Origin of the sequence: Streptomyces beigongshangae (assembly GCF_019710745.1) — a bacterium.
In the GTDB taxonomy this organism is placed as follows: domain Bacteria; phylum Actinomycetota; class Actinomycetes; order Streptomycetales; family Streptomycetaceae; genus Streptomyces; species Streptomyces beigongshangae.
Map to the genome: position 1 here is coordinate 51,226 of NZ_JAHKJW010000009.1, position 20,071 is coordinate 71,296.

Sequence of the window (20,071 nt, forward strand, 5' to 3'; positions counted from 1 at the left end):
GCCCCGGGGGCAGACATTTTGCACATCTCCTGCCGTGCTGTACCCTCGGCGACCCCGACGCCAAGTAGTCAAATTTGAGGAATATAGTCATCGCTGTGCAGAGGATCCCCGTCCCCAGCGTCGCCGAGATCTCCGAACTGGTTCGTTGCTGTGCCGTCTTCGTTCCCGGTGACCCGGCCCGGACCGGCGGTATCGCGTTCTGGCTGCCCGACGGCCAGGAACCGCCGGTCTTCTGCTCCGCCCCGGTCGAGGAGCTGGTAGTCGTCCTCCCCGGCGAGGACGGCGTGGAGTCGGTGCGGGTGCCGGCCGTCGTCCTGCCGACGCGGACGGCGATTCCGGTCCTCACGCGCGCGCGTGCCGCCCCGCAGGCCCATGGGGCGGCCGCCTTCTGGGGTGCCGCGGCCGTCCTGGCGCTGCACCTCACCGCGCGTGGACTGCTGCTGCCCGGCCTGAGCGCGGGCGACCACGACTCGTGGCGCGCCGGCCCTCTGGACGCCCGGGATCTGGAACGCGTCCGTGAACTGGCCGCCGCCATGCCACCCTTCGCCCACGCGGTGCCCGTCGACGGGACGGAACCGCTGCGCCTGCCCGATCCCGAACGGCTGCTGCGCGCCTTCCTCGACGCCGTTGCCGACACCCTGCCCCGCTCCCCCGCCGCGGCGCTCGCCGCCGGCAGCCCGGTCTTCGCCGCTCCCGAGCCGCACCACGTGCCCCAGCACCGTGTGTGGGCCGCCGATGTCGCGGCGGGGCACGACGCCGGTGTACGGATCTCGCTGCGCGTGGAGGTGCCGGGCCTCGCCTCAGCCGTGTCGGACGAGACCCGCCTGCCGTTCCACGTGGTGCTTCAGCTGCACAGCGTCCGCGATCCGGCCCTGCTGGCGGACGCGGCCGGGGTGTGGAGCGGACCGAGCCCGGTCTTCGGTCCGCGCGCGCGGATGGACGCCCTGCTCGCGCTGCGCCGTGCCGCACGGGCCTGGGCCCCGCTGACGCCCCTGCTGTCGGCTGCCGTGCCCGACCGGATCGAACTCGCCGACGAGGAGGCCGCGGAACTCCTGGGCGAGGGGGCACGAGCGCTCGCCGGCACCGGCGTGGAGGTGCACTGGCCGAGGGAGCTGACGCACAAGCTGACGGCCCGCGCGGTCATCGGTCCGCCGGACGACGGCCAGGGTGCGGGCGGGCCGGCCTCGGACACGCCCTCGTTCCTGTCGGCCGACGCCCTGCTGGCCTTCAACTGGCGGTTCGCACTGGGCGACCGGCAGCTGACGCGCCAGGAGCTGGACCGGCTCGCCGAGGCCGATCGCCCCATGGTGCGGTTGCGTGACCAGTGGGTCCTCGTCGATCCGCGGGAAGTGCGCCGGGCCCGGGCCCAGCAGGACCGCAAACTGACTCCCGTCGACGCGTTGGGCACCGTCCTGACGGGTTCCACTGAGGTCGACGGCCGCAGGGTCGACGTGCGGCCCACGGGATGGCTGGCGACGTTGCGGGACCGTCTGTCGGACCCGGAGGGTCAGGAGCCGGTCGGACAGCCTCCCGCCCTGGCCGCGACGCTGCGCGACTACCAGCTGCGAGGACTCGGCTGGCTGGCCCGTATGACGTCGCTGGGTCTGGGCGGTTGCCTCGCCGACGACATGGGCCTCGGTAAGACGATCACACTCATCGCCTTGCACCTGCACCGCCAGACCGACGCGTCCGCCGCGGGACCCACCCTCGTCGTCTGCCCGACCTCCCTCATGGGCAACTGGCAGCGCGAGATCGAGAGGTTCGCCCCGGGCACCCCTGTCCGCCGCTTCCACGGCGCACGGCGGCACCTGGACGGGCCGGCCGCCGGCGAGTTCGTCCTCACGACCTACGGCACCATGCGGCTCGACGCGGCACGCCTGGCGGACGTGTCGTGGGGCATGGTCGTCGCGGACGAGGCACAGCACGTGAAGAATCCGTACTCGGACACGGCCCGGCAGCTGCGGACGATCCCCGCACGCGCGCGCGTGGCGCTCACCGGCACTCCCGTGGAGAACAACCTCCTGGAACTGTGGGCCATTCTCGACTGGACCACCCCCGGTCTGCTGGGGCGCCCGGGGACCTTCCGCAGCCGGTACGCGAAGGCCGTCGAGGGCGGGCAGGACCCCGACGCGGCGGACCGGCTCGCCCGGCTGGTGCGGCCGTTCCTCCTGCGTCGCCGCAAATCCGATCCCGGTATCGCGCCCGAGCTCCCGCCGAAGACGGAGACCGACCACGCCGTGTCCCTGTCCAAGGAGCAGGCGGGTCTGTACGAGGCCGTGGTCCGCGAGACCCTCGCGGAGATCGCGGGCGCCGACGGCATGGCGCGGCGCGGACTGATCGTGAAGCTCCTCACCGGGCTGAAGCAGATCTGCAACCACCCGGCGCAGTTCCTCAAGGAGGAGCGGCCGGGCACCGCCGGGCGCTCTGGAAAACTGGAACTGCTGGACGAGTTGCTCGACACCATCCTCTCCGAGGGGGCAGGTGTCCTGGTCTTCACGCAGTACGTACGCATGGCGCGCCTGATCGAGCACCATCTGAACGCACGTGGTGTGCCCTTCCAGTTCCTGCACGGTGGTACCTCCGTGTCCGAGCGCGAGGCCATGGTCCAGCGCTTCCAGGACGGTGAAGTGCCTGTCTTCCTGCTGTCGTTGAAGGCCGCGGGCACGGGCCTGAACCTGACGCGGGCCGAGCACGTCGTGCACTACGACCGCTGGTGGAATCCGGCCGTCGAGGCCCAGGCCACCGACCGTGCGTACCGCATCGGCCAGACCCGGCCGGTCCAGGTGCACCGGCTGATCGCCGAGGGGACGGTCGAGGACCGTATCGCGGACATGCTGCTGCGCAAGCGGGAACTGGCGGACGCGGTACTGGGCTCCGGTGAGTCGGCCCTCACCGAACTGACCGACGCCCAACTGGCCGACCTGGTGGCACTGCGAGGAGGCTCCCGATGAACGATCCGCACGAGAACGCTCCGGAGGACGGGAACACTCCGGAGCGCACGTTCGCCGCCCTGCCGCCCGCACCCGGCCGCGGCTTCGCCCGGAGCTGGTGGGGGCAGGCATGGCTCAAGGCGCTGGAGGACGCCACGCTGGACTCGCGGCAGCTGCGGACGGGGCGGCGGCTCGCGCGCTCCGGAGCCGTGGGTGCCGTCTCGGTCCGGCCCGGTCGTGTCACCGCGGTCGTCCAGGACCTCGACCGCACCGCGTACCGCGCGGACGTCCTGCTGCAGGAGCTGTCCGGGGAGCAGTGGGACCGGTTGCTGGACATGACCGTCGAGCGGGCGGGGCACGTCGCGGCGCTGCTGGACCGTGAGATGCCGCCGCACCTGGTGGAGGACGCGGCGTCCGCCGGGGTCGGGCTTCTGCCCGGTCCGGGCGATCTGGAGGCGGAGTGCGGCTGCGACGCGTGGGACCACTGCGGCCACACCGCCGCGCTGTGCTACCAGATGGCGCGGCTGCTGGACCAGGATCCGTTCGTGCTGCTCCTCCTGCGCGGTCGCGGGGAGCGTGAGCTCCTCGACGAGTTGCAGAGGCGCAGCGTCCCCCGGACGGAGCCCGCCGCGGTACGGCAGGAGGTGTACGAGGGCGTGGACGCCGGCGAGGCGTACGCGGCGGCGGGCATCCTGCCGCCGCTGCCCGCGGCGCCTCCGGTGCCCGCGGAAGCGGGGGTGCCGCCCTCGCTGGACACGGAGACCGGTCCGGCGCCCGGGGTCGATCCGGCCGCGCTCGGTTTCCTGGCGGCACAGGCCGCCCGTGAGGCGCGCCGGCTGCTCGTCGACGCGCTCGGCGCGGGCCACGGGCAGCGCCCTGTGGAAATCGGTCTGTCGCCTGCTCAGGACGCCGTGCGGTTGGCGTCGGGCGGGCCCGGGGTGCCGGTGGCGGCCCGGCTCGCCGAAGGGGCGGGGCGCGACCGGGAAGGTCTGGTGCTCGCGGTCCGCGCCTGGGAGTGCGGGGGTGCGGCCGCACTGGACGTCCTCGACGGGGACCGGCCTGCGGACGCGGAAACGCTCGCACGCGCGCGTGCCGCTCTGGAGTCCGCCTGGGAGGAGGGCGAGCGGCCTGTCCTGCGCGCGTCCCGCACCCACTGGACCGTCGTCGGCGGGGAGGCGCAGCTCCGTTTGGGGCCGGACGGCCGCTGGTGGCCCTATCGCAAGGAACGGGGCCGCTGGGCCCCTGCCGGCCCGGCGTCCAAGGACCCGGCGGCGGCGCTGGCGCTGGCGGAGGGGCAGGAGTGACACCCGGCAGGCGGGAGGGGGACAGGGCCGTGGAGCAGGGCTGACAGCCGCTCGGGACCGCCCGGCGGACCCGACGGCGGCGGTGGCAGCGGCAGCAGCGGTCCTCCCCCGGCGTACCCGTCACCGTCGTGAGGCGGCGTGCTGCCCGGCGGCCGGGGAGGCAAGGGCTGCGTGGCCATACCGCCAGGAGCCGCCAGGAGTCGCCAGGAGTCGCCTCGAACTGGTCGCGAACCGGTCGCGAAGTGGCCCTCGCACAGAACTCCATACGGACCCACGGCATGAGATCCACGGCATGAATCGCATGGTTCCGGATGCTTCCGCGCAAGGGCCCTTCTCCGCCCCGGTCGATCAGCCGCGGGCCGCCAGCAGGTGGTCCATGGCCAGTTGGTCGAGGCGCTCGAACGCCATCCCGCGCGCGGCGGCCGCCTCGACGTCGAAGTCCTCGAAGGAGGCGCGGTCGGCGAGCAGTGCCTGCAGGCCGTCCGCAGCGGTGGGCTGCGCCAGTTCGTCCAGGCGCGAGGCCCGCAGGGCCTCCTGGACCTCGGGGTCGGCCCGGAAGGCGGCGGCCCGTTCGGCCAGGATCAGGTAGTTGCGCATGCAGCCGGCGGCCGAGGCCCACACGCCCTCGTAGTCCTCGGTCCGCGGCGGCTTGAAGTCGAAGTGCTTCGGGCCCGCGTAACCGGCCGTCTCCAGGAGGTCCACCAGCCAGAAGGCGGCCCGCAGATCGCCCGCTCCGAAGCGCAGGTCCTGGTCGTACTTGATGCCGTTCTGGCCGTTGAGGTCGATGTGGAAGAGCTTGCCCGCCCACAGGGCCTGGGCGATGCCGTGCGGGAAGTTCAGCCCGGCCATCTGCTCGTGGCCGACCTCGGGGTTGACGCCGTACAGCTCCGGCCGCTCCAGGCGCTCGATGAACGCCAGCGCGTGACCGACCGTCGGCAGGAGGATGTCGCCACGGGGCTCGTTCGGCTTCGGCTCGATCGCGAAGCGCAGGTCGTAGCCCTGGGAGGTCACGTACTCGCCGAGGAGGTCGAAGGCTTCCTTCATGCGGTCCAGCGCGACGCGCACGTCCTTCGCGGCGCCGGACTCGGCACCCTCGCGGCCGCCCCACGCGACATAGACCTCCGCGCCCAGTTCGGCCGCCAGGTCGATGTTGCGGATGGTCTTGCGCAGGGCGTACCGCCGCACGTCACGGTCGTTGGCGGTGAAGGCGCCGTCCTTGAAGACGGGGTGCGTGAACAGGTTCGTGGTGGCCATCGGCACGGTCATACCGGTCGTGTCGAGAGCCTGGCGGAAACGTTTGATGTGCGACTCGCGCTCGGTGGCCGAGGATCCGAAGGGGATCAGGTCGTCGTCGTGGAAGGTCACTCCGTAGGCGCCGAGTTCCGACAGGCGCTGCACCGACTCGACCGGGTCCAGGGCGGCCCGGGTGGCGTCGCCGAACGGGTCCCTCCCCTGCCAGCCGACGGTCCACAGGCCGAAGGTGAACCTGTCCTCGGGGGTGGGCTGGTAGTTCATGCCGCGGCTCCTTGCTTGCTCCGACTATTTCGTCATGGCGCTTTACAAATTAGTATGCGAAGGCATCCCTGGGAAGGGACAAGATGTTCCCGGGGAGGCGCAACGGGTGGATCCAGGGCTGTTCCGGCCCGGACGAAACCGCAGAACACCAGGTCAGATGCCGCGGAGCCGCGGAAGAGGGAGAGACCGATGTCAGCAGTTCAGGGTCCGCTCGTCGTCGGCGTGGACACCTCCACCCAGTCCACCAAGGCCCTGGTCGTGGACGTGGCCACCGGTACCGTGGTGGCGAGCGGCCAGGCGCCGCACACCGTGTCCTCCGGAGCGGGCCGCGAGAGCGATCCGCGGCAGTGGTGGGACGCGCTGCGGGAGGCCCTGCACCAGTGCGGGGCCCCGGCGCGCGAGGCCGCCGCGGTGTCCGTCGGCGGCCAGCAGCACGGACTCGTCACCCTCGACGTCCACGGCGCTCCGGTGCGCCCCGCGCTGCTCTGGAACGACGTACGGTCGGCGCCGCAGGCCCGTCGTCTCGTGGAGGAGCTGGGCGGCCCGAAGGCATGGGCCGAGCGCACCGGCAGTGTGCCGGGCCCGTCCTTCACGGTCACCAAATGGGCGTGGCTCGCCGAGCACGAGCCCGAGTCCGTCCGGGCCACCGCCGCCGTGCGGCTGCCCCACGACTACCTCACCGAGCTCCTCACGGGAGCGGGCACGACGGACCGCGGTGACGCCTCCGGTACGGGCTGGTGGACGTCGGGGACGGAGACGTACGACGAGGAGGTCCTCGGCCATGTGGGGCTCGACCCGGCCCTGCTGCCCCGGGTGGGCCGGCCCGGCGAGGTCGTCGGAACCGTGCGCGGCTCCGGCGACCTGCCGTTCGCCAAGGGCACACTGGTCGCGCCCGGCACCGGTGACAACGCCGCCGCCGCGCTGGGTCTCGGGCTGCGTCCGGGCACCGCGGTGCTCAGCCTCGGCACGTCCGGCACGGTGTACGCGGTGTCGACACGGCGGCCCGCCGACCCCACCGGCACCGTGGCGGGTTTCGCCGACGCGCGGGGCGACTGGCTGCCGCTGGCCTGCACCCTGAACTGCACTCTCGCGGTGGACCGTGTCGCCGCCCTCCTCGGTGTCGACCGTGAGGCAGTCGAACCCGGTACGGAGGTGACGCTGCTCCCCTACCTGGACGGTGAGCGCACCCCGAACCTGCCGCACGCCTCGGGCCTGCTGCACGGGCTGCGGCACGACACGACACCGGGACAACTGCTCCAGGCCGCGTACGACGGTGCCGTGCACTCGCTGCTCGGCGCCCTCGACCTGGTGCTCGACGAGGACGCGGACCGTTCGGCGCCGCTCCTGCTCATCGGCGGCGGTGCGCGGGGAACGGCCTGGCAGCAGACCGTACGGCGGCTGTCGGGACGGCCCGTCCAGGTACCGGAGGCCAGGGAGCTGGTCGCGCTCGGCGCCGCCGCGCAGGCCGCGGGCGTGCTGACCGGGGAGGACCCGGCGGCGGTGGCCCGGCGCTGGAACACGGCGCACGGACCGGTACTGGAGGCCGGGGAACGGGACGAGGCGGCGCTCGCACGGATCGCCGGGGTAATCTCCGACGCGGCTCCGCTGCTGGAGCGGGAGGCCGATCAGCGCTGACGGCTTCGCGCTCTCCGGGCGGGACCGGTGCCCACCGGTCCCGCCCGGAGAGCGCGAGCGCATCAAGGAGCGCCGACATCTCAAGGGGTGCGGGCACGTCGGGGAGCGCGGGCACGTCGGGCAGTGCGGGCACGTCGAGCAGCGGATGGCTGCCGGCGCCGACTGCCCGGGGCGCCGGCACGGACAGGACGGTCTTTCGGGGACCGGCCGGACGAGGACTGACTCAGGCATGACCGCACCGCTTCACGAAGCACACCCCAGCAGCCCCGGCCGACGGCTGCCCGACACGCAGCAGGGCATGCGCCGCCGCAACCTCTCACGGGTGCTGCACACCGTGAACGCGGACGGACCGCTGTCCCGCGCGGCCGTCGCCTCCCGCATCGGGCTGACCCGGGCGGCCGTCTCGACCCTCGTGGACGAACTGATCCGCTCGGGACTCTTGGAGGAACTGGGCCCCGAGCGGCCGGGCCGGGTTGGACGGCCCGGTTCCGCGCTGGCCCTGAGCGGACGCGGCCCGGCGGGCATCGGCGCGGAGGTGGGTGTCGACCATCTCGCCGTGTGCGCGGTCGATCTGCGGGGCACGGTCCGCGCACGGATCGTGCGAAACGGCACCAACCGCGGTCGCGCACCGGAACCCGTGCTGCGGGAACTGACCGGACTGGTACGGCAGATCGTCGCCGAGGCGGACGGGGAAGGGCTGTGGCCGGCAGGTCTGGCTGTCGCCGTACCGGGCCTGGTGGCGCGGGACGCCCGGACCGTGGTGCGTGCCCCCAACCTCGGCTGGCACGACACGGACCTCGGCCCTCTGCTGCCGGACGGACTGCCGCTGACCGTCGACAACGAGGCGAACTTCGGCGGTCTGGCCGAGCTCTGGCTCAACGAGGAGGCGCCGCGCGACTTCCTGCACGTCTCCGCGGAGATCGGCATCGGCGGAGCCGTGGTGGTGGACGGGCGGCTGCTGCGCGGGACGCGGGGTTTCGCCGGTGAGTTGGGGCATGTGCCGGTACGGCCCGAGGGGCCCGCGTGCGGCTGTGGCGGACGCGGGTGCCTCGAGCAGTACGCGGGCGAGGAGGCCGTGCTGCGCGCGGCCGGTCTGGAACCCGGCGGGGACCGTGTCGGGCTGCTGGCCGAGCACGCGGCGGCGGGTGACGAGAACGTACGGCGGGCCCTGCGCGACGCCGGTGACGCGCTGGGCATCGCGCTGACGGGGGCCGTCAATCTGCTGGACCCGGAGGCCGTGGTGCTGGGCGGGGCACTGTCCGGGCTCGCGCCCTGGCTGCTGCCGTCGCTGGAACGGGAGCTGGCGCGCCGGACGGCGGGCCCCGCCTGCCCGGTGTCGGTTTCCTCGCTCGGTCCGCAGGGCCCGCTGCTGGGGGCCGCGCATTCCGTCGTGCGTGCCGTGCTCGACGACCCGGCGGCGGTGGGGGGCGGAGGGTAGGGGCGAGCCCGGCCTCGCCGGTCCGGACTCGCCGACGGTGCCTCGGCATCAGCTCCGACGGTGCTTCGGCACCAACTCCGGTACTGCTGACGGCAACGGCACTCGGAATGCCGCAATGCCTCCCTTCGGGTGACCGGGTTGTCCACAATCGCGGTGCTGTCCACGGAACCGGGCCGGCTCCTCCTCCTCGACCGACGGGGCCCGTACCGTGATTCACGCGAGACACCGCCATCGGGTGAACGGAGCAGCGCAAGCATGAGCGACCCTCGGATCCTGACCGTCCGACCCGAACCGGGCGAGTACGCGTGGACGTTCGGTGGTGCGGCGCCGGTGGCGCGCATCGCACCGGGTACGGTTCTCGACCTCTACACGGAGGACTGCTTCGCCGGGCGGGTGCGCTCGGAGAAGGACCTGGTGTCCGAGGTGTGCGAGTTCCCGTTCCTCAACCCGCAGACAGGGCCGTTCCACGTGGAGGGCGCGGAACCGGGTGACACCGTCGCGGTGCACTTCGTGTCGATCGAACCGGCTCGGGACCGGGCGGCGTCGACCACGGTCCCGCTGTTCGGGGCGCTGACCTCCACGCACGCCACGGCCACGCTGCAACCGCCGCTCCCGGAGACGGTGTGGATCTGGCAGCTCGACCGGGCGCGCCGCACCGCTCTGTTCAGCGCACGGGACAGCGACATCCGGATCGAGCTGCCCATGGATCCCATGCACGGCACCGTGGGAGTGGCGCCGGCCAATCTGGAGGTGCGCTCCGCCCTGGTGCCGGACGCGCACGGCGGGAACATGGACACGCCCGAGATGCGGACCGGCGTCACCTGCTACCTCGGGGTGAACGTCGAGGGCGCCCTGCTCAGTCTCGGTGACGGCCACGCACGGCAGGGTGAGGGCGAGACCTGCGGGGTCGCCGTGGAGTGCGCGATGAACACGATGGTGATCGTCGAGCTGCTCAAGGGGATCTCCACGCCGTGGCCGCGCATCGAGTCCGACACGCACATCATCTCGACCGGCTCGGCACGCCCCCTGGAGGACGCGTTCCGCATATCGCAGCTCGACCTGGTGCAATGGCTGGCGCGCGACTACGGGTTCAGCGAAATGGATGCCCACCAGTTCGCCACCCAGGCCGTCGAGTCGCCGCTGGCCAACGTCTGCGACACCAACTACACCTGCGTGGCCAAGATCCGTAAGGAGTGGCTGCCCGAGCGGGAGACGCATCGAGGGCTGCATGCCCGGATGCGCGAAGCGGCCGCGGCCCTGGGACGTTGAGCCCTGTGCGCACGGTGTGACCAAAGGCGGGCGTCCACCCGAACCACCGACCACCGTCCCGTGCTCCCCGCCGCGTGCTCGTTGCCCGGCCGCCCACCACCCGCTTCCGCCGCCCGCCGCCCGCCGCCCGCCGCCCGCCGCCCGCCGCCCGCCGAAATAAATGGTCGCTGTTTTTTGAGAGGAAACCCGTGGACCGAGCCAAGTTCCTGCCCACTTCCCTGCCGAGCAGGCGGCGCCTGCTCCAGAGCGCGGCCCTGGCCACGCTCTCCACCACGCTGCTCCCCACCCCGCGGGCGGGCGCCGCACCGCGGGGCATCGACTATCCGCAGTCCGAGTGGGCCCCGGCGAACAGGTCCAACTACACGGTGGCCGACCGTCCCACGAGCCACCCCGTCGACTTCGTCGTCATCCATGTGACACAGGCGACCTACGCGGACACCCTCGCCATCTTCCAGAACCCGAAGAAGCAGGTGTCCGCGCACTACGTGGTCCGGTCCTCCGACGGCCACATCGCACAGATGGTCAGGGAGCGTGACATCGCCTGGCACGCGGGCATCTGGGACTACAACACCCGCAGCATCGGAATCGAGCACGAGGGCTGGGTGGACAAGCCCGCGTACTTCACCGACGCCCAGTACGAGGAGTCGGCGAAGCTGACCGCGGCGATCTGCGCCAAGTACGCGATCCCCAAGGACCGTTCTCACATACTCGCGCACTACGAGGTGCCGGACAGCGACCACACCGATCCCGGTCCGCACTGGGACTGGACGCGCTACATCAGAATGGTCGACTCCGCCTAGCCGACCGGCGCGGATGCCGCGCAGCCGACCGGCGCAAGGGAGGCGGCGGCGCTTGCCGGGCTGGCCGCGACGCTTGTCCGTGCCGGCCGCTGGAGTGACGATGTCACCAGCGGCCCCGCATCCAGTCCCAGCGCCCTCCGGGAGGCCGAGTTGACCGATCCATGGGTGGCCCTCGATCCGGGCACCGATCCGGTGGAACGGGTGCGCGTGCTGCAGCGCGCGCACGAGACGTTCACCGAGGCGGGCACGGTACCGCGGCCGGTACGGTCCGTGGTCGCCGAATCCTGGCGGCGTTCAGCGCGGGCCGGGGTCGGGCCGGACGGCTCCGCGTCCGTGGAGCTCACCGACGGGGACCTCGGATCGTACCGGTCGGAACACCCGTTGGCCCCGCTCATGCCGCTGTTCCGGGAACTCATGGGCACGTTCGCGTCGGACGGCGAGCATCTGCTGGCCGTGTGCGACGCGCAGAGCAGACTCCTGTGGGTCGAGGGCCACCCCGGTACACGGCAGAAGGCGGACGGCATGAACTTCGTGCCGGGCGCACGGTGGGCGGAGTCCGTGATGGGCACGAACGCCCCGGGCACGGCGGTCGCGCTCGACCGGCCGGTGCAGGTGTTCGCGGCGGAGCACTTCATACGCCGCGTCCAGCCGTGGACATGCGCAGCCGCTCCGGTGCACGACCCGCGTACGGGACGGCTGCTCGGCGCCGTCGACATCACCGGCGGGGACGGGCTCGCGCATCCGCACAGCCTGGGCTTCGTGCAGGCCGTGGCACGGGCCGCCGAGTCCCAGCTGGCCCTGCTCAGTCCGGTGCCGACCGCCACCGACGCCCTGCAGCTGACGGCTCTGGGCCGGGACGAGGCCCTGCTCGTGACCAGTGGCCGCACACTGCGTCTGAGCCGTAGGCACAGCGAGCTCCTGGTCCTGCTGTCCAGGCATCCGGACGGTCTCACGGGCGACGCGTTGCTGTGCGCGCTGTACGAGGACGAGTGGGTGACGCCGGTGACGTTGCGCGCCGAGCTGGCCCGCCTGCGGCGGCTGCTCGGGGCCGGGGTCCTGGCTTCACGGCCGTACCGGCTCACGGTCGCGGTCGAGTCCGATGTCGCGGTGGTGGAGCGCAGACTCGGCGCCGGTGCGGTCACGGCAGCCGTGGCGGCGTACGCCGGTCCGCTGCTGCCGGGTTCGCAGGCGCCGGCGGTGGTCCGGCTGCGCCGACGGCTCGCGGACGGACTGCGCGCGGCCCTCGTCTCCGGCCGCGACCCCGACCTGCTCGCGCACTGGGCCCATGCGTCATGGGGCGAGGAGGACCTCCAGGTGTGGCGGGCCCTGGCCGCCTCCCGCCCGACGGCACCGGTACGGGCGCGGCTCGCACAGTTGGAGGCCGAGCAGTCCGCGTTGCAGTCCACGTTGCAGTCCACGTTCCCCGGCCGGGCGCGGCGCTGAAGCCCTCCGCTCCGGCGCGCAACGTACCTGCAACCTCCTTGTCCCTACCGTCGTGGTGGGAGCCGCCCAACGGCGGGCGGCCCTTCCTCGGGAGGCAGAGCACATGACCCGTTACGCGGCGCCCGGCACCGAAGGCGCGATCGTCTCCTACCGGTCGCGGTACGACCACTTCATCGGGGGCGAGTATGTGGAGCCCGCCCGTGGGCAGTACTTCGAGAACCCGAGCCCGGTGAACGGGCAGCCGTTCACGGAGGTGGCGCGCGGCACGGCCGAGGACGTGGAGCGCGCGCTCGACGCGGCACACGCCGCCGCTCCGGCCTGGGGCCGTACGTCGGTGACCGCGCGGGCCGACATCCTCCTCAAGGTCGCCGACCGGATGGAGGCGAACCTGGAGAAGCTCGCGGTCGCGGAGAGCTGGGAGAACGGCAAGCCCGTCCGGGAGACCCTGGCCGCCGACATTCCCCTCGCCATCGACCACTTCCGCTACTTCGCGGGGGCCATCCGTGCGCAGGAGGGGTCGCTCGGCGAGGTCGACGACGACACGGTGGCGTACCACTTCCACGAGCCGCTGGGGGTCGTGGCGCAGATCATCCCGTGGAACTTCCCGATCCTGATGGCGGTGTGGAAGCTGGCACCGGCGCTCGCGGCGGGCAACGCGGTGGTGATCAAACCCGCCGAGCAGACCCCGGCGTCGATCCACTACTTGATGAGTCTGGTCTCGGACCTGCTGCCACCGGGCGTCGTGAACATCGTCAACGGTTTCGGCGTCGAGGCGGGCAAGCCCTTGGCGTCCAGTCCCCGGGTGGCGAAGGTCGCCTTCACCGGGGAGACCACGACGGGGCGGTTGATCATGCAGTACGCCTCGGAGAACATCAAGCCGGTGACGCTAGAACTCGGCGGCAAGTCGCCGAACATCTTCTTCGACGACGTGTGGGCGCGGGACGACGACTTCCGGGACAAGGCGCTCGAAGGCTTCACCATGTTCGCGCTGAACCAGGGCGAGGTCTGCACCTGCCCGTCCCGGGCGCTCGTCCAGCAGGGCTGCTACAGCGAGTTCCTCGACGCGGCGGTGGCCCGCACCGAGCTTATCGAGCCCGGCCATCCGCTCGACACCGGGACGATGATCGGCGCCCAGGCATCCAACGACCAGCTCGAGAAGATCCTCTCCTATCTGGACATAGGCCAGCAGGAGGGCGCCAAGGTACTGACGGGCGGACATCGCGTCGAATACGACGGCGAACTGGCGGGCGGGTACTACGTGCAGCCGACGATCTTCCAGGGCGACAACAGGATGCGGATCTTCCAGGAGGAGATCTTCGGCCCCGTCGTGTCCGTCACGTCGTTCTCGGACTTCGACGACGCCATCAAGATCGCCAATGACACCCTCTACGGGCTCGGGGCCGGCGTGTGGACGCGGGACATCAACACGGCGTACCGCGCGGGGCGGTCGATCCAGGCCGGCCGGGTGTGGACGAACTGTTACCACGCGTATCCGGCACACGCGGCGTTCGGCGGCTACAAGCAGTCCGGCATCGGCCGCGAGAACCACAAGATGATGTTGGAGCACTACCAGCAGACGAAGAACCTCCTCGTGTCGTACTCGCCGAAGAAACTGGGCTTCTTCTAGACGCCAGAAAAGGGCGCCCGCCCGGGCAGTTCACCTGTCGGGCGCCCTTCCCGGCGTGTATCCAGGTAACGGGGTGAAGCGCAGCGCAACTCCTGATATGTCCCACTGCTGTCCCGCCTCCGACCAGCTGTTCCGGGGTACTTCCGGGCCAAGGACCGGCTCATGCGTCCTCTCTACTGTCGAGGGCAGCGGGAAGGCCATGGACCCGGGCCGCGGTCAGGTCGTGTGTGGCTTCCGGCAATGTCTCCAAGGTCCATGCCGAAGGGCCTGTTATTACCACCCTCAATGCTGGGGCAAGTTGATGGCCCGGTTGTCGCGTCGGGTGGGCGCCGGGTTTCACTTCCCCGGGGTGGTGGTGCGGATCACCGGGGCGGTTGAAGTGGCTGGTCAGCCGGGCTCGGCAAGACCTTGGGCCGATCGATCGCCCGGGTGACCCCGTCGGTTCCGGGCCATCAGGTCGTGAAGCGGAGCCGACGGGTACGGCCGGTGGTGACGAGCTGGGCGGCGGCGAAAGTTCGAGGTCGGCGAGCTGACCACCCTTTGTGTCGGTCGCCGGCGGATGAGCGCATGGGCTGGCGGGTTGAGTGCCTCGGCTGGCGGGGCCGGAGCGGCACGCCTCCTCACCTGCGGTTCAAGGATTGAATCGACGGCGGCCGCGATGGACAGCTGCCGCGGGACGCCGTCCACCGCATGCGCCCGGCATGGCGTGCACGCAGGGGGAGGTGAGCGGCCCGGCGGCCGGAACGCCGGGCGCTCACCGTTCGGTCATTTGTCGGCGCCGCGGAGTGCGGCGACGACAAAGCCCACCGCGGAGCCCAGCAGGAGCAGTGTCAGCACACCCCAGCCCACGGGAATCGACCACATCGGCCAGCCGGCGGCCGCCTGCACCCACAGGGTCACGATGGCTGCGGCACCTATTCCGAGACCGTGCCACCGCACGACGGCTGCGGCCACCACCTGCCGCCGGCTGCGGCGGCCGAGCAGCCCCCACAGGCCGCCGATGAAGGCCACCGCACCGAACGATATGCAGCCGATCGCCCCGCCGAGCCGGTCCTCCGGCCATCCCACGGGCCCGTCGGACGTCTGCTGACGCCGCCCGTCGGCGTCCCGGACCTCAATGACGTCCCCGTACCAGATCAGGCCGACGACCTTGTCGTCCGGCTCCATCTCCGACACCACCGGATCGGTGTTGCCAAACGTCACGTGCCACGGCCTGCCGCTGGGCAACACCAGCTCCGCCTCCGGCGACTTGTCCCTCTTGCCGCGGTGCAGTGCGGCCTTACGGACGGTGAAGTCCTGCTCCCACAGACAGGCCGACACCTCGACCGGCGCGGAAGCGCAGTCCGGCGCAGCCCCGAACTCCCGCTCCCGCTCCAGCGCCCCGCGAACCTCACCGGCCATCGCCATCCCGAAACCGGCCACCAGCAGGCCGACCAGCATCCAGACCACCGCCCGCAGTCCCGGCTTCCACGCGGCCTCAGCCATCCTTCTCCCCCGCATTTCACCTGGATCCATCGCGCAGCGCCCGTGACGTGCGCGTTTCACCCTCGACTCCGAGGTGGGTACAGCGTCCACCACCAGAAGCAGGCAGATAACGCGGACAGCGGGCAGATCATCCAGGCCCCACGCTGCCGATTCCCGGCAACCGTCGCGGGGCAGGTCGGCCGGCCAACGGCGTCCTGACAGCCGACCCGCCGATGACAACGCACAGATCCGCCACGTGCCGCGTTCATCCGCCGACTGAAGTGCTCAGTGGCGCGCCACAACTCGCCGGGCAGGTCCGGAACCTCGCACGACGGCCAGTTCAGCGGGTCGATGGCGTCCTTGCCCAGTGGGCCGGGGTCGCGCCCGGAGTACCGCTCACCCGTCGCGTCCGGCTCGGAGGCGCGGGTCGGCGGGTGCGGGGCGCTCATCAGCTCCAGGCCGGTCACGGCGGTCCAGGCCGGTCACGGCGGTCGAGCCGCGCGGCGTCATCACCCGCGAGGCGTACACGCCCTGGCCGCGCGGCACGGACCGGTCCGCGCCTTCCCGCTCCACCTACTGCGCGAGGGCTGTCAGGCGGGGCGGGCGCGCAGGTGGGCGCGTTCGCCCTGCTTGCCGAAGATGACCAGCAGCTCCACCGGCTGGTCGTTGTCGGGGCCCAGCCAGTGCGGGACGTGGGTGTCGAATTCCGCGACCTCCCCCGGCGCCAGCACCAGGACGCGGTCGCCGAGGTGAAGGCGGAACCTGCCGTTGAGGACATAGATCCACTCATAGCCCTCATGCGTCCGGAGCTCGGGCTCACCTGCGGCGGGGCTGATGACGAGCTTGTGCGCGTGCATGCCGCCCGGCCTGCGGGTCAGCGGCACGTAGGTCATGCCGTCGCGCGTGACGGGGCGTAGGTGCACGCGGGGATCGCCCGTCTGCGGAGCGCCGACGAGTTCGTCGAGCGGGACATTGTAGGCCCGGGCCAGGGGCAGCAGCAGTTCCAGGTTGGGCTTGCGGCCTCCACCCTCCAGGCGGGAGAGCGTGCTCTCCGAGATCCCCGTGAGTTCGGCCAGCGCGGCCAGCGTGATGGCGTGCCGGTGGCGCAGCTCCCGCAGCCGGGGTCCGACACCGGCCAGCACGTCCTCGAAGTCGCTCATGCTCCGCATCTTGCCGAACCGGCATGAAGGATTGCAATTTGCTGTGACCCGGGCGCACTCTCCTGGCGACGTGAGCCACCTGATCCGTGGCCCACCTAGCCCTCGCCCCTCACTGCTCAGGAGAGCTGCCGATGTCTGCTTCCGCCCGCACCGCCGGAAAGGCCCAGGATGCGGATGCGCCGGATCCGCGCCGGTGGATGGCGCTGATCGTCGCGTCGGTCGCCACCCTCATGGTCGTGCTGGATGTGTCCATCGTGAACATCGCGCTGCCGCAGGCGCAGAGCGACCTCGGGATGGGGGACGCGAACCGCCAGTGGATGATCACCGCCTACGCACTCGCTTTCGGGGGTCTGCTGCTCCTGGGCGGGCGCATCGCCGACTTCGCCGGCCGTAAGCGCGTCCTTGTCATCGGGCTGCTGGGCTTTGCCGCGGCCTCCATGCTCGGCGGCCTGGCACCCGACCCGGGCACCCTGTTCACCGCACGCGCCCTGCAGGGTGCCTTCGCCGCGCTCCTGGCACCCGCGGCGCTCTCCCTTGTCACCGTTGCCTTCACCGACCCCGGAGAACGTGCCAAGGCATTCGGGATCTTCGGCGCGTTCCAGGGCGGTGGCGGAGCCGTCGGGCTTCTCCTGGGCGGTGTCCTCACCGAGTACGCGGGCTGGCGCTGGTGCATGTACATCAACGTCCCCATCGCCCTGCTCGTCGCCCTCGCCGCCCGGCCCTTCGTCCGGGAGAGCCGCGCCGCGGGCGACCGGCACTACGACCTTCCCGGCACCCTGCTGGTGACCGGCGGGCTGGTCGCCCTCGTCCACGGCTTCACCCGGGCCGCCGACGGCGGAGGCTGGACGGCTCCCGCCACCGTGATCCTCCTGGCGTCCGCCGTCCTGCTGCTGACCGCGTTCGTGCTCGTGGAACGCCGTGCCGCCCATCCCCTGCTGCCGCTGCGAGTGGTCATGGAACGCAACCGTGCCGCAGTGTTCCTGGCCAACCTCCTCATCGGCGCCGGCATGTTCGGCATGAACCTCTTCATGACGTACTTCCTCCAGGTCAACCTCCACTACACCCCGCTGCAGGCCGGCATCGCCTTCCTGCCCTTCAGCGCCGGGATCATCGCCACCACCACACTCGGCCCGCCCCTGGTCACCCGCTTCGGCCCCAGGCCCCTGATGGTCGCCGGCACCGCCCTGGCCACCGCAGGGCTGCTGTGGCTCACCCGCCTGGACAGCGCCTCCGGCTACACCGGGGAGGTCCTGCCGACCCAGATCCTCGTGAGTGCGGGCGTGGGCCTGTTCTTCCTGGCGGGCCCCGACGTCGCGCTGTCCGGCGTCGGCCCGCGCGACGTCGGAGTGGCCAGCGCCGCACTCACCACCAGCCAGCAGATCGGCGCGGCACTCGGCCCGGCACTCCTCAACACCCTCTACCTCGCCGCCGTCGCCGGCTACCTCGACCCCCGCACCCCGGCAGGCCGCGAAGCATCCCGCGCCCTGCAGCTTCAGGGCTTCCTGCACGGCTACCGCATCGCGTTCATCGTCGCCGGAGCACTCATGGCCGCAGCCGTCCTCATCCTGGCCGTCCTGGTGAAAACCCCCAAGACCCCCTCCGCTCAGCCCACCGACCCAGCCCTCGCCCACTGACCGAAAGGCCACCCGATGCAAGACCCCACCCACGACGCGCAAGCCCCGTCCGAAGCGGCCCGGTTCTGGGAGAACCTCTACCGCGGCAAGGACGCCGTGCGGAAGGGCAACCCCAACCCGGTACTCGCCGAAACCGCAGCCCGCCTCTCTCCTCCCGGACACGCTCTGGACCTGGGATGCGGCGAAGGCGGCGACACCGTCTGGCTCGCCACCCACGGCTGGCACGTCACCGCCGTCGACATCGCCCCCACCGCACTGCAGCGCCTCACACAGCACGCAGCCCGCGCAGGCGTCACCGACCGGGTGTCCGTCCAGCGGAACGACCTCGCCGAAGCCTTCCCCACCGGCACGTTCGACCTCGTCTCCGCCCAGTACCTCCAGACCCCCTACGACCTCCCCCGTGCCGACATCCTGCGCCGGGCCGCTCACGCCCTCGCCCCCGGCGGGCTCCTGCTCGTCGTCGACCACGGCTCGGTCCGTCCCTGGGCCTGGAACACCGACCCCGACACCCGCTTCCCCCGCCCCGAAGAGATCTTCAACGAACTCGCGCTGGACCCCGCCCGGTTCACCCCTGTCCGCCTGGCCACCCCCGAACGCGAAGCGACCGGCCCCAACGGCCGGACAGCAACCGTGACCGACACCGTCGTCACCATCCGGCGCACCTGAGAACCCCCACCCGACCCGCACCCCCGGCTGCGCCCCCCTCGCGACGCGCGCAGCCCACACTCAAGGAGATCCCATGGCAGACCTGTTCTCACCGGTGACCGTCGGCAAATGGACACTGGACAACCGCATCGTCATGGCACCCATGACCCGCAACCGCGCCACCCCCGACGGCGTACCGACCCGCCTCATGGCCGACTACTACGGGCAGCGGGCCACCGCCGGACTGATCATCACCGAAGGCGTGCAGCCCAGCACCGTGGGCCAGGGATACATGAACTCACCCGGCCTGCACACCCCCGCCCAGACCGCCGCCTGGCGCACCGTCGCCGACGCCGTCCACCAGCACGGCGGGCGCATCGTCGCGCAGATCATGCACGCCGGACGCATCTCGCACCCCGACAACAAGCACCACGCCGAAACCGTCGCCCCCAGCGCCGTCGCCGCACCCGGCGAGATGTTCACCGCCACCGGCCCCCAGCCCCACCCCACCCCCCGCGCCCTGGGCACCGACGAGATCCCCGCCGTCATCGACGAGTACGCCCGCGCCGCACGGGCCGCCGCCGACGCCGGACTCGACGGCATCGAGCTCCACGCCGCCAACGGCTACCTGCTCCACCAGTTCCTCGCCCCCAACACCAACCAGCGCACCGACTCCTACGGCGGCACCCCCCAGGCACGCGCCCGCTTCGTCACCGAGGTCGCCCAGGCCGTCTCGGACGCCATCGGCAGCGAACGCGTCGGCATCCGCATCTCACCCGCCATCAACCTCCACGGCACCGTCGAGGACGACGCGGACGACACCGCCGCCACCTACCGCACGCTCGTCGACGCCCTCTCCACCATGGGTCTGGCCTACCTGCACACCATCGGAGACCCCACCACACCCCTCATCGAGGACCTCTCCCGACGCTTCGCCGGATCCCGCATCGTCAGCAACGGCTGGGACCCCGTCACCGACGCCACCATCGCCCAGGCCCTGCTCGACAACGACCAGGCAGACCTCGTCGCCGTCGGACGCGCCTTCATCGCCAACCCCGACCTCGTCCACCGCTGGAAGACCCGGGCACCCTTGAACCAGCCCGACGTGAACACGTTCTACGGCGGCGACCACCGCGGCTACACCGACTACCCAGCCCTCTGACAAGGCCGCATCCAGCCCTCCCGTAGGGGGCCGGGCCGGGGGCCA

Annotated in this window: 14 protein-coding genes and 1 pseudogene; 11 read left to right on the forward strand and 4 right to left on the reverse strand. The window is 71.8% G+C overall.

Features of this window, described 5'->3' with window-relative positions; genetic code table 11:
• Positions 1 to 95 precede the first annotated feature (95 nt).
• Together KM933_RS09050 and KM933_RS09055 are read left to right on the forward strand one after the other, a co-directional pair.
• A complete protein-coding gene (locus tag KM933_RS09050; RefSeq protein ID WP_221350042.1) occupies positions 96 to 2,951 on the forward strand; it encodes a DEAD/DEAH box helicase in 2,856 nt (951 codons plus the stop codon).
• Positions 2,948 to 4,234 (forward strand): SWF or SNF family helicase, encoded by a 1,287-nt coding sequence (locus tag KM933_RS09055; RefSeq protein ID WP_221350044.1) that lies wholly within the window; start codon positions 2,948 to 2,950, stop codon positions 4,232 to 4,234. The genes KM933_RS09050 and KM933_RS09055 overlap by 4 nt, the downstream gene beginning before the upstream one ends.
• Before the next feature lie 348 nt (positions 4,235 to 4,582).
• Here the strand turns inward: KM933_RS09055 and xylA are convergent, their stop codons facing one another.
• Positions 4,583 to 5,749 (reverse strand): xylose isomerase, encoded by a 1,167-nt coding sequence (xylA, locus tag KM933_RS09060; RefSeq protein ID WP_221350046.1) that lies wholly within the window; start codon positions 5,747 to 5,749, stop codon positions 4,583 to 4,585.
• 189 nt (positions 5,750 to 5,938) lie between these two features.
• Here xylA and xylB point away from each other — a divergent pair, with 189 nt between their 5' ends.
• The 6 genes from xylB (at position 5,939) to exaC (ending at position 13,961) form a co-directional block, all read left to right on the forward strand.
• A complete protein-coding gene (xylB, locus tag KM933_RS09065; protein WP_221350048.1) occupies positions 5,939 to 7,384 on the forward strand; it encodes a xylulokinase in 1,446 nt (481 codons plus the stop codon).
• 229 nt (positions 7,385 to 7,613) lie between these two features.
• Positions 7,614 to 8,822: an ROK family transcriptional regulator gene (locus KM933_RS09070; RefSeq protein ID WP_221350050.1), complete on the forward strand. Its 1,209-nt coding sequence runs from the start codon at positions 7,614 to 7,616 to the stop codon at positions 8,820 to 8,822.
• A gap of 255 nt (positions 8,823 to 9,077) precedes the next feature.
• Positions 9,078 to 10,091: an acetamidase/formamidase family protein gene (locus KM933_RS09075; RefSeq protein ID WP_221350051.1), complete on the forward strand. Its 1,014-nt coding sequence runs from the start codon at positions 9,078 to 9,080 to the stop codon at positions 10,089 to 10,091.
• A 188-nt stretch (positions 10,092 to 10,279) separates the two neighbouring features.
• Positions 10,280 to 10,891, forward strand: coding sequence for an N-acetylmuramoyl-L-alanine amidase (locus KM933_RS09080; protein WP_221350053.1), 612 nt, complete (start codon positions 10,280 to 10,282; stop codon positions 10,889 to 10,891).
• Between the two features lie 150 nt (positions 10,892 to 11,041).
• Positions 11,042 to 12,334: a GAF domain-containing protein gene (locus KM933_RS09085; RefSeq protein WP_221350055.1), complete on the forward strand. Its 1,293-nt coding sequence runs from the start codon at positions 11,042 to 11,044 to the stop codon at positions 12,332 to 12,334.
• A gap of 103 nt (positions 12,335 to 12,437) precedes the next feature.
• A complete protein-coding gene (exaC, locus tag KM933_RS09090; protein WP_221350056.1) occupies positions 12,438 to 13,961 on the forward strand; it encodes an acetaldehyde dehydrogenase ExaC in 1,524 nt (507 codons plus the stop codon).
• A 765-nt stretch (positions 13,962 to 14,726) separates the two neighbouring features.
• Here the strand turns inward: exaC and KM933_RS09095 are convergent.
• The 3 genes and pseudogenes from KM933_RS09095 to KM933_RS09100 form a co-directional block, all read right to left on the reverse strand.
• Positions 14,727 to 15,446: a hypothetical protein gene (locus tag KM933_RS09095; protein ID WP_221350059.1), complete on the reverse strand. Its 720-nt coding sequence runs from the start codon at positions 15,444 to 15,446 to the stop codon at positions 14,727 to 14,729.
• 293 nt (positions 15,447 to 15,739) lie between these two features.
• Positions 15,740 to 15,956: pseudogene (locus tag KM933_RS39115) on the reverse strand (hypothetical protein); the annotation flags it as partial.
• A 59-nt stretch (positions 15,957 to 16,015) separates the two neighbouring features.
• On the reverse strand, positions 16,016 to 16,585 hold the full coding sequence (locus KM933_RS09100) for a helix-turn-helix domain-containing protein (RefSeq protein ID WP_221350061.1): 570 nt from the start codon (positions 16,583 to 16,585) through the stop codon (positions 16,016 to 16,018).
• Positions 16,586 to 16,716: 131 nt separating this feature from the next.
• Between KM933_RS09100 and KM933_RS09105 the strand changes: the two genes are divergently transcribed.
• The 3 genes from KM933_RS09105 to KM933_RS09115 all read left to right on the forward strand — a co-directional run bounded on the left by KM933_RS09105 (position 16,717) and on the right by KM933_RS09115 (position 20,026).
• Positions 16,717 to 18,219, forward strand: a complete 1,503-nt coding sequence (locus tag KM933_RS09105) for an MFS transporter (RefSeq protein ID WP_260333283.1) — start codon at positions 16,717 to 16,719, stop codon at positions 18,217 to 18,219.
• 15 nt (positions 18,220 to 18,234) lie between these two features.
• Positions 18,235 to 18,885, forward strand: a complete 651-nt coding sequence (locus KM933_RS09110) for an SAM-dependent methyltransferase (RefSeq protein WP_221350063.1) — start codon at positions 18,235 to 18,237, stop codon at positions 18,883 to 18,885.
• A gap of 73 nt (positions 18,886 to 18,958) precedes the next feature.
• Positions 18,959 to 20,026, forward strand: coding sequence for an alkene reductase (locus KM933_RS09115; protein WP_221350065.1), 1,068 nt, complete (start codon positions 18,959 to 18,961; stop codon positions 20,024 to 20,026).
• Positions 20,027 to 20,071: the final 45 nt, after the last annotated feature.

Excerpts from the sequence above, each read along its gene's own strand:
- KM933_RS09055 (WP_221350044.1), top strand. The coding sequence starts at position 2,948 with ATGAACGATCCGCACGAGAACGCTCCGGAGGACGGGAACACTCCGGAG.
- xylA (WP_221350046.1), bottom strand. The coding sequence starts at position 5,749 with ATGAACTACCAGCCCACCCCCGAGGACAGGTTCACCTTCGGCCTGTGG.
- xylB (WP_221350048.1), top strand. The coding sequence starts at position 5,939 with ATGTCAGCAGTTCAGGGTCCGCTCGTCGTCGGCGTGGACACCTCCACC.
- KM933_RS09070 (WP_221350050.1), top strand. The coding sequence starts at position 7,614 with ATGACCGCACCGCTTCACGAAGCACACCCCAGCAGCCCCGGCCGACGG.
- KM933_RS09075 (WP_221350051.1), top strand. The coding sequence starts at position 9,078 with ATGAGCGACCCTCGGATCCTGACCGTCCGACCCGAACCGGGCGAGTAC.
- exaC (WP_221350056.1), top strand. The coding sequence starts at position 12,438 with ATGACCCGTTACGCGGCGCCCGGCACCGAAGGCGCGATCGTCTCCTAC.
- KM933_RS09095 (WP_221350059.1), bottom strand. The coding sequence starts at position 15,446 with ATGGCTGAGGCCGCGTGGAAGCCGGGACTGCGGGCGGTGGTCTGGATG.
- KM933_RS09100 (WP_221350061.1), bottom strand. The coding sequence starts at position 16,585 with ATGAGCGACTTCGAGGACGTGCTGGCCGGTGTCGGACCCCGGCTGCGG.
- KM933_RS09105 (WP_260333283.1), top strand. The coding sequence starts at position 16,717 with ATGTCTGCTTCCGCCCGCACCGCCGGAAAGGCCCAGGATGCGGATGCG.
- KM933_RS09110 (WP_221350063.1), top strand. The coding sequence starts at position 18,235 with ATGCAAGACCCCACCCACGACGCGCAAGCCCCGTCCGAAGCGGCCCGG.
- KM933_RS09115 (WP_221350065.1), top strand. The coding sequence starts at position 18,959 with ATGGCAGACCTGTTCTCACCGGTGACCGTCGGCAAATGGACACTGGAC.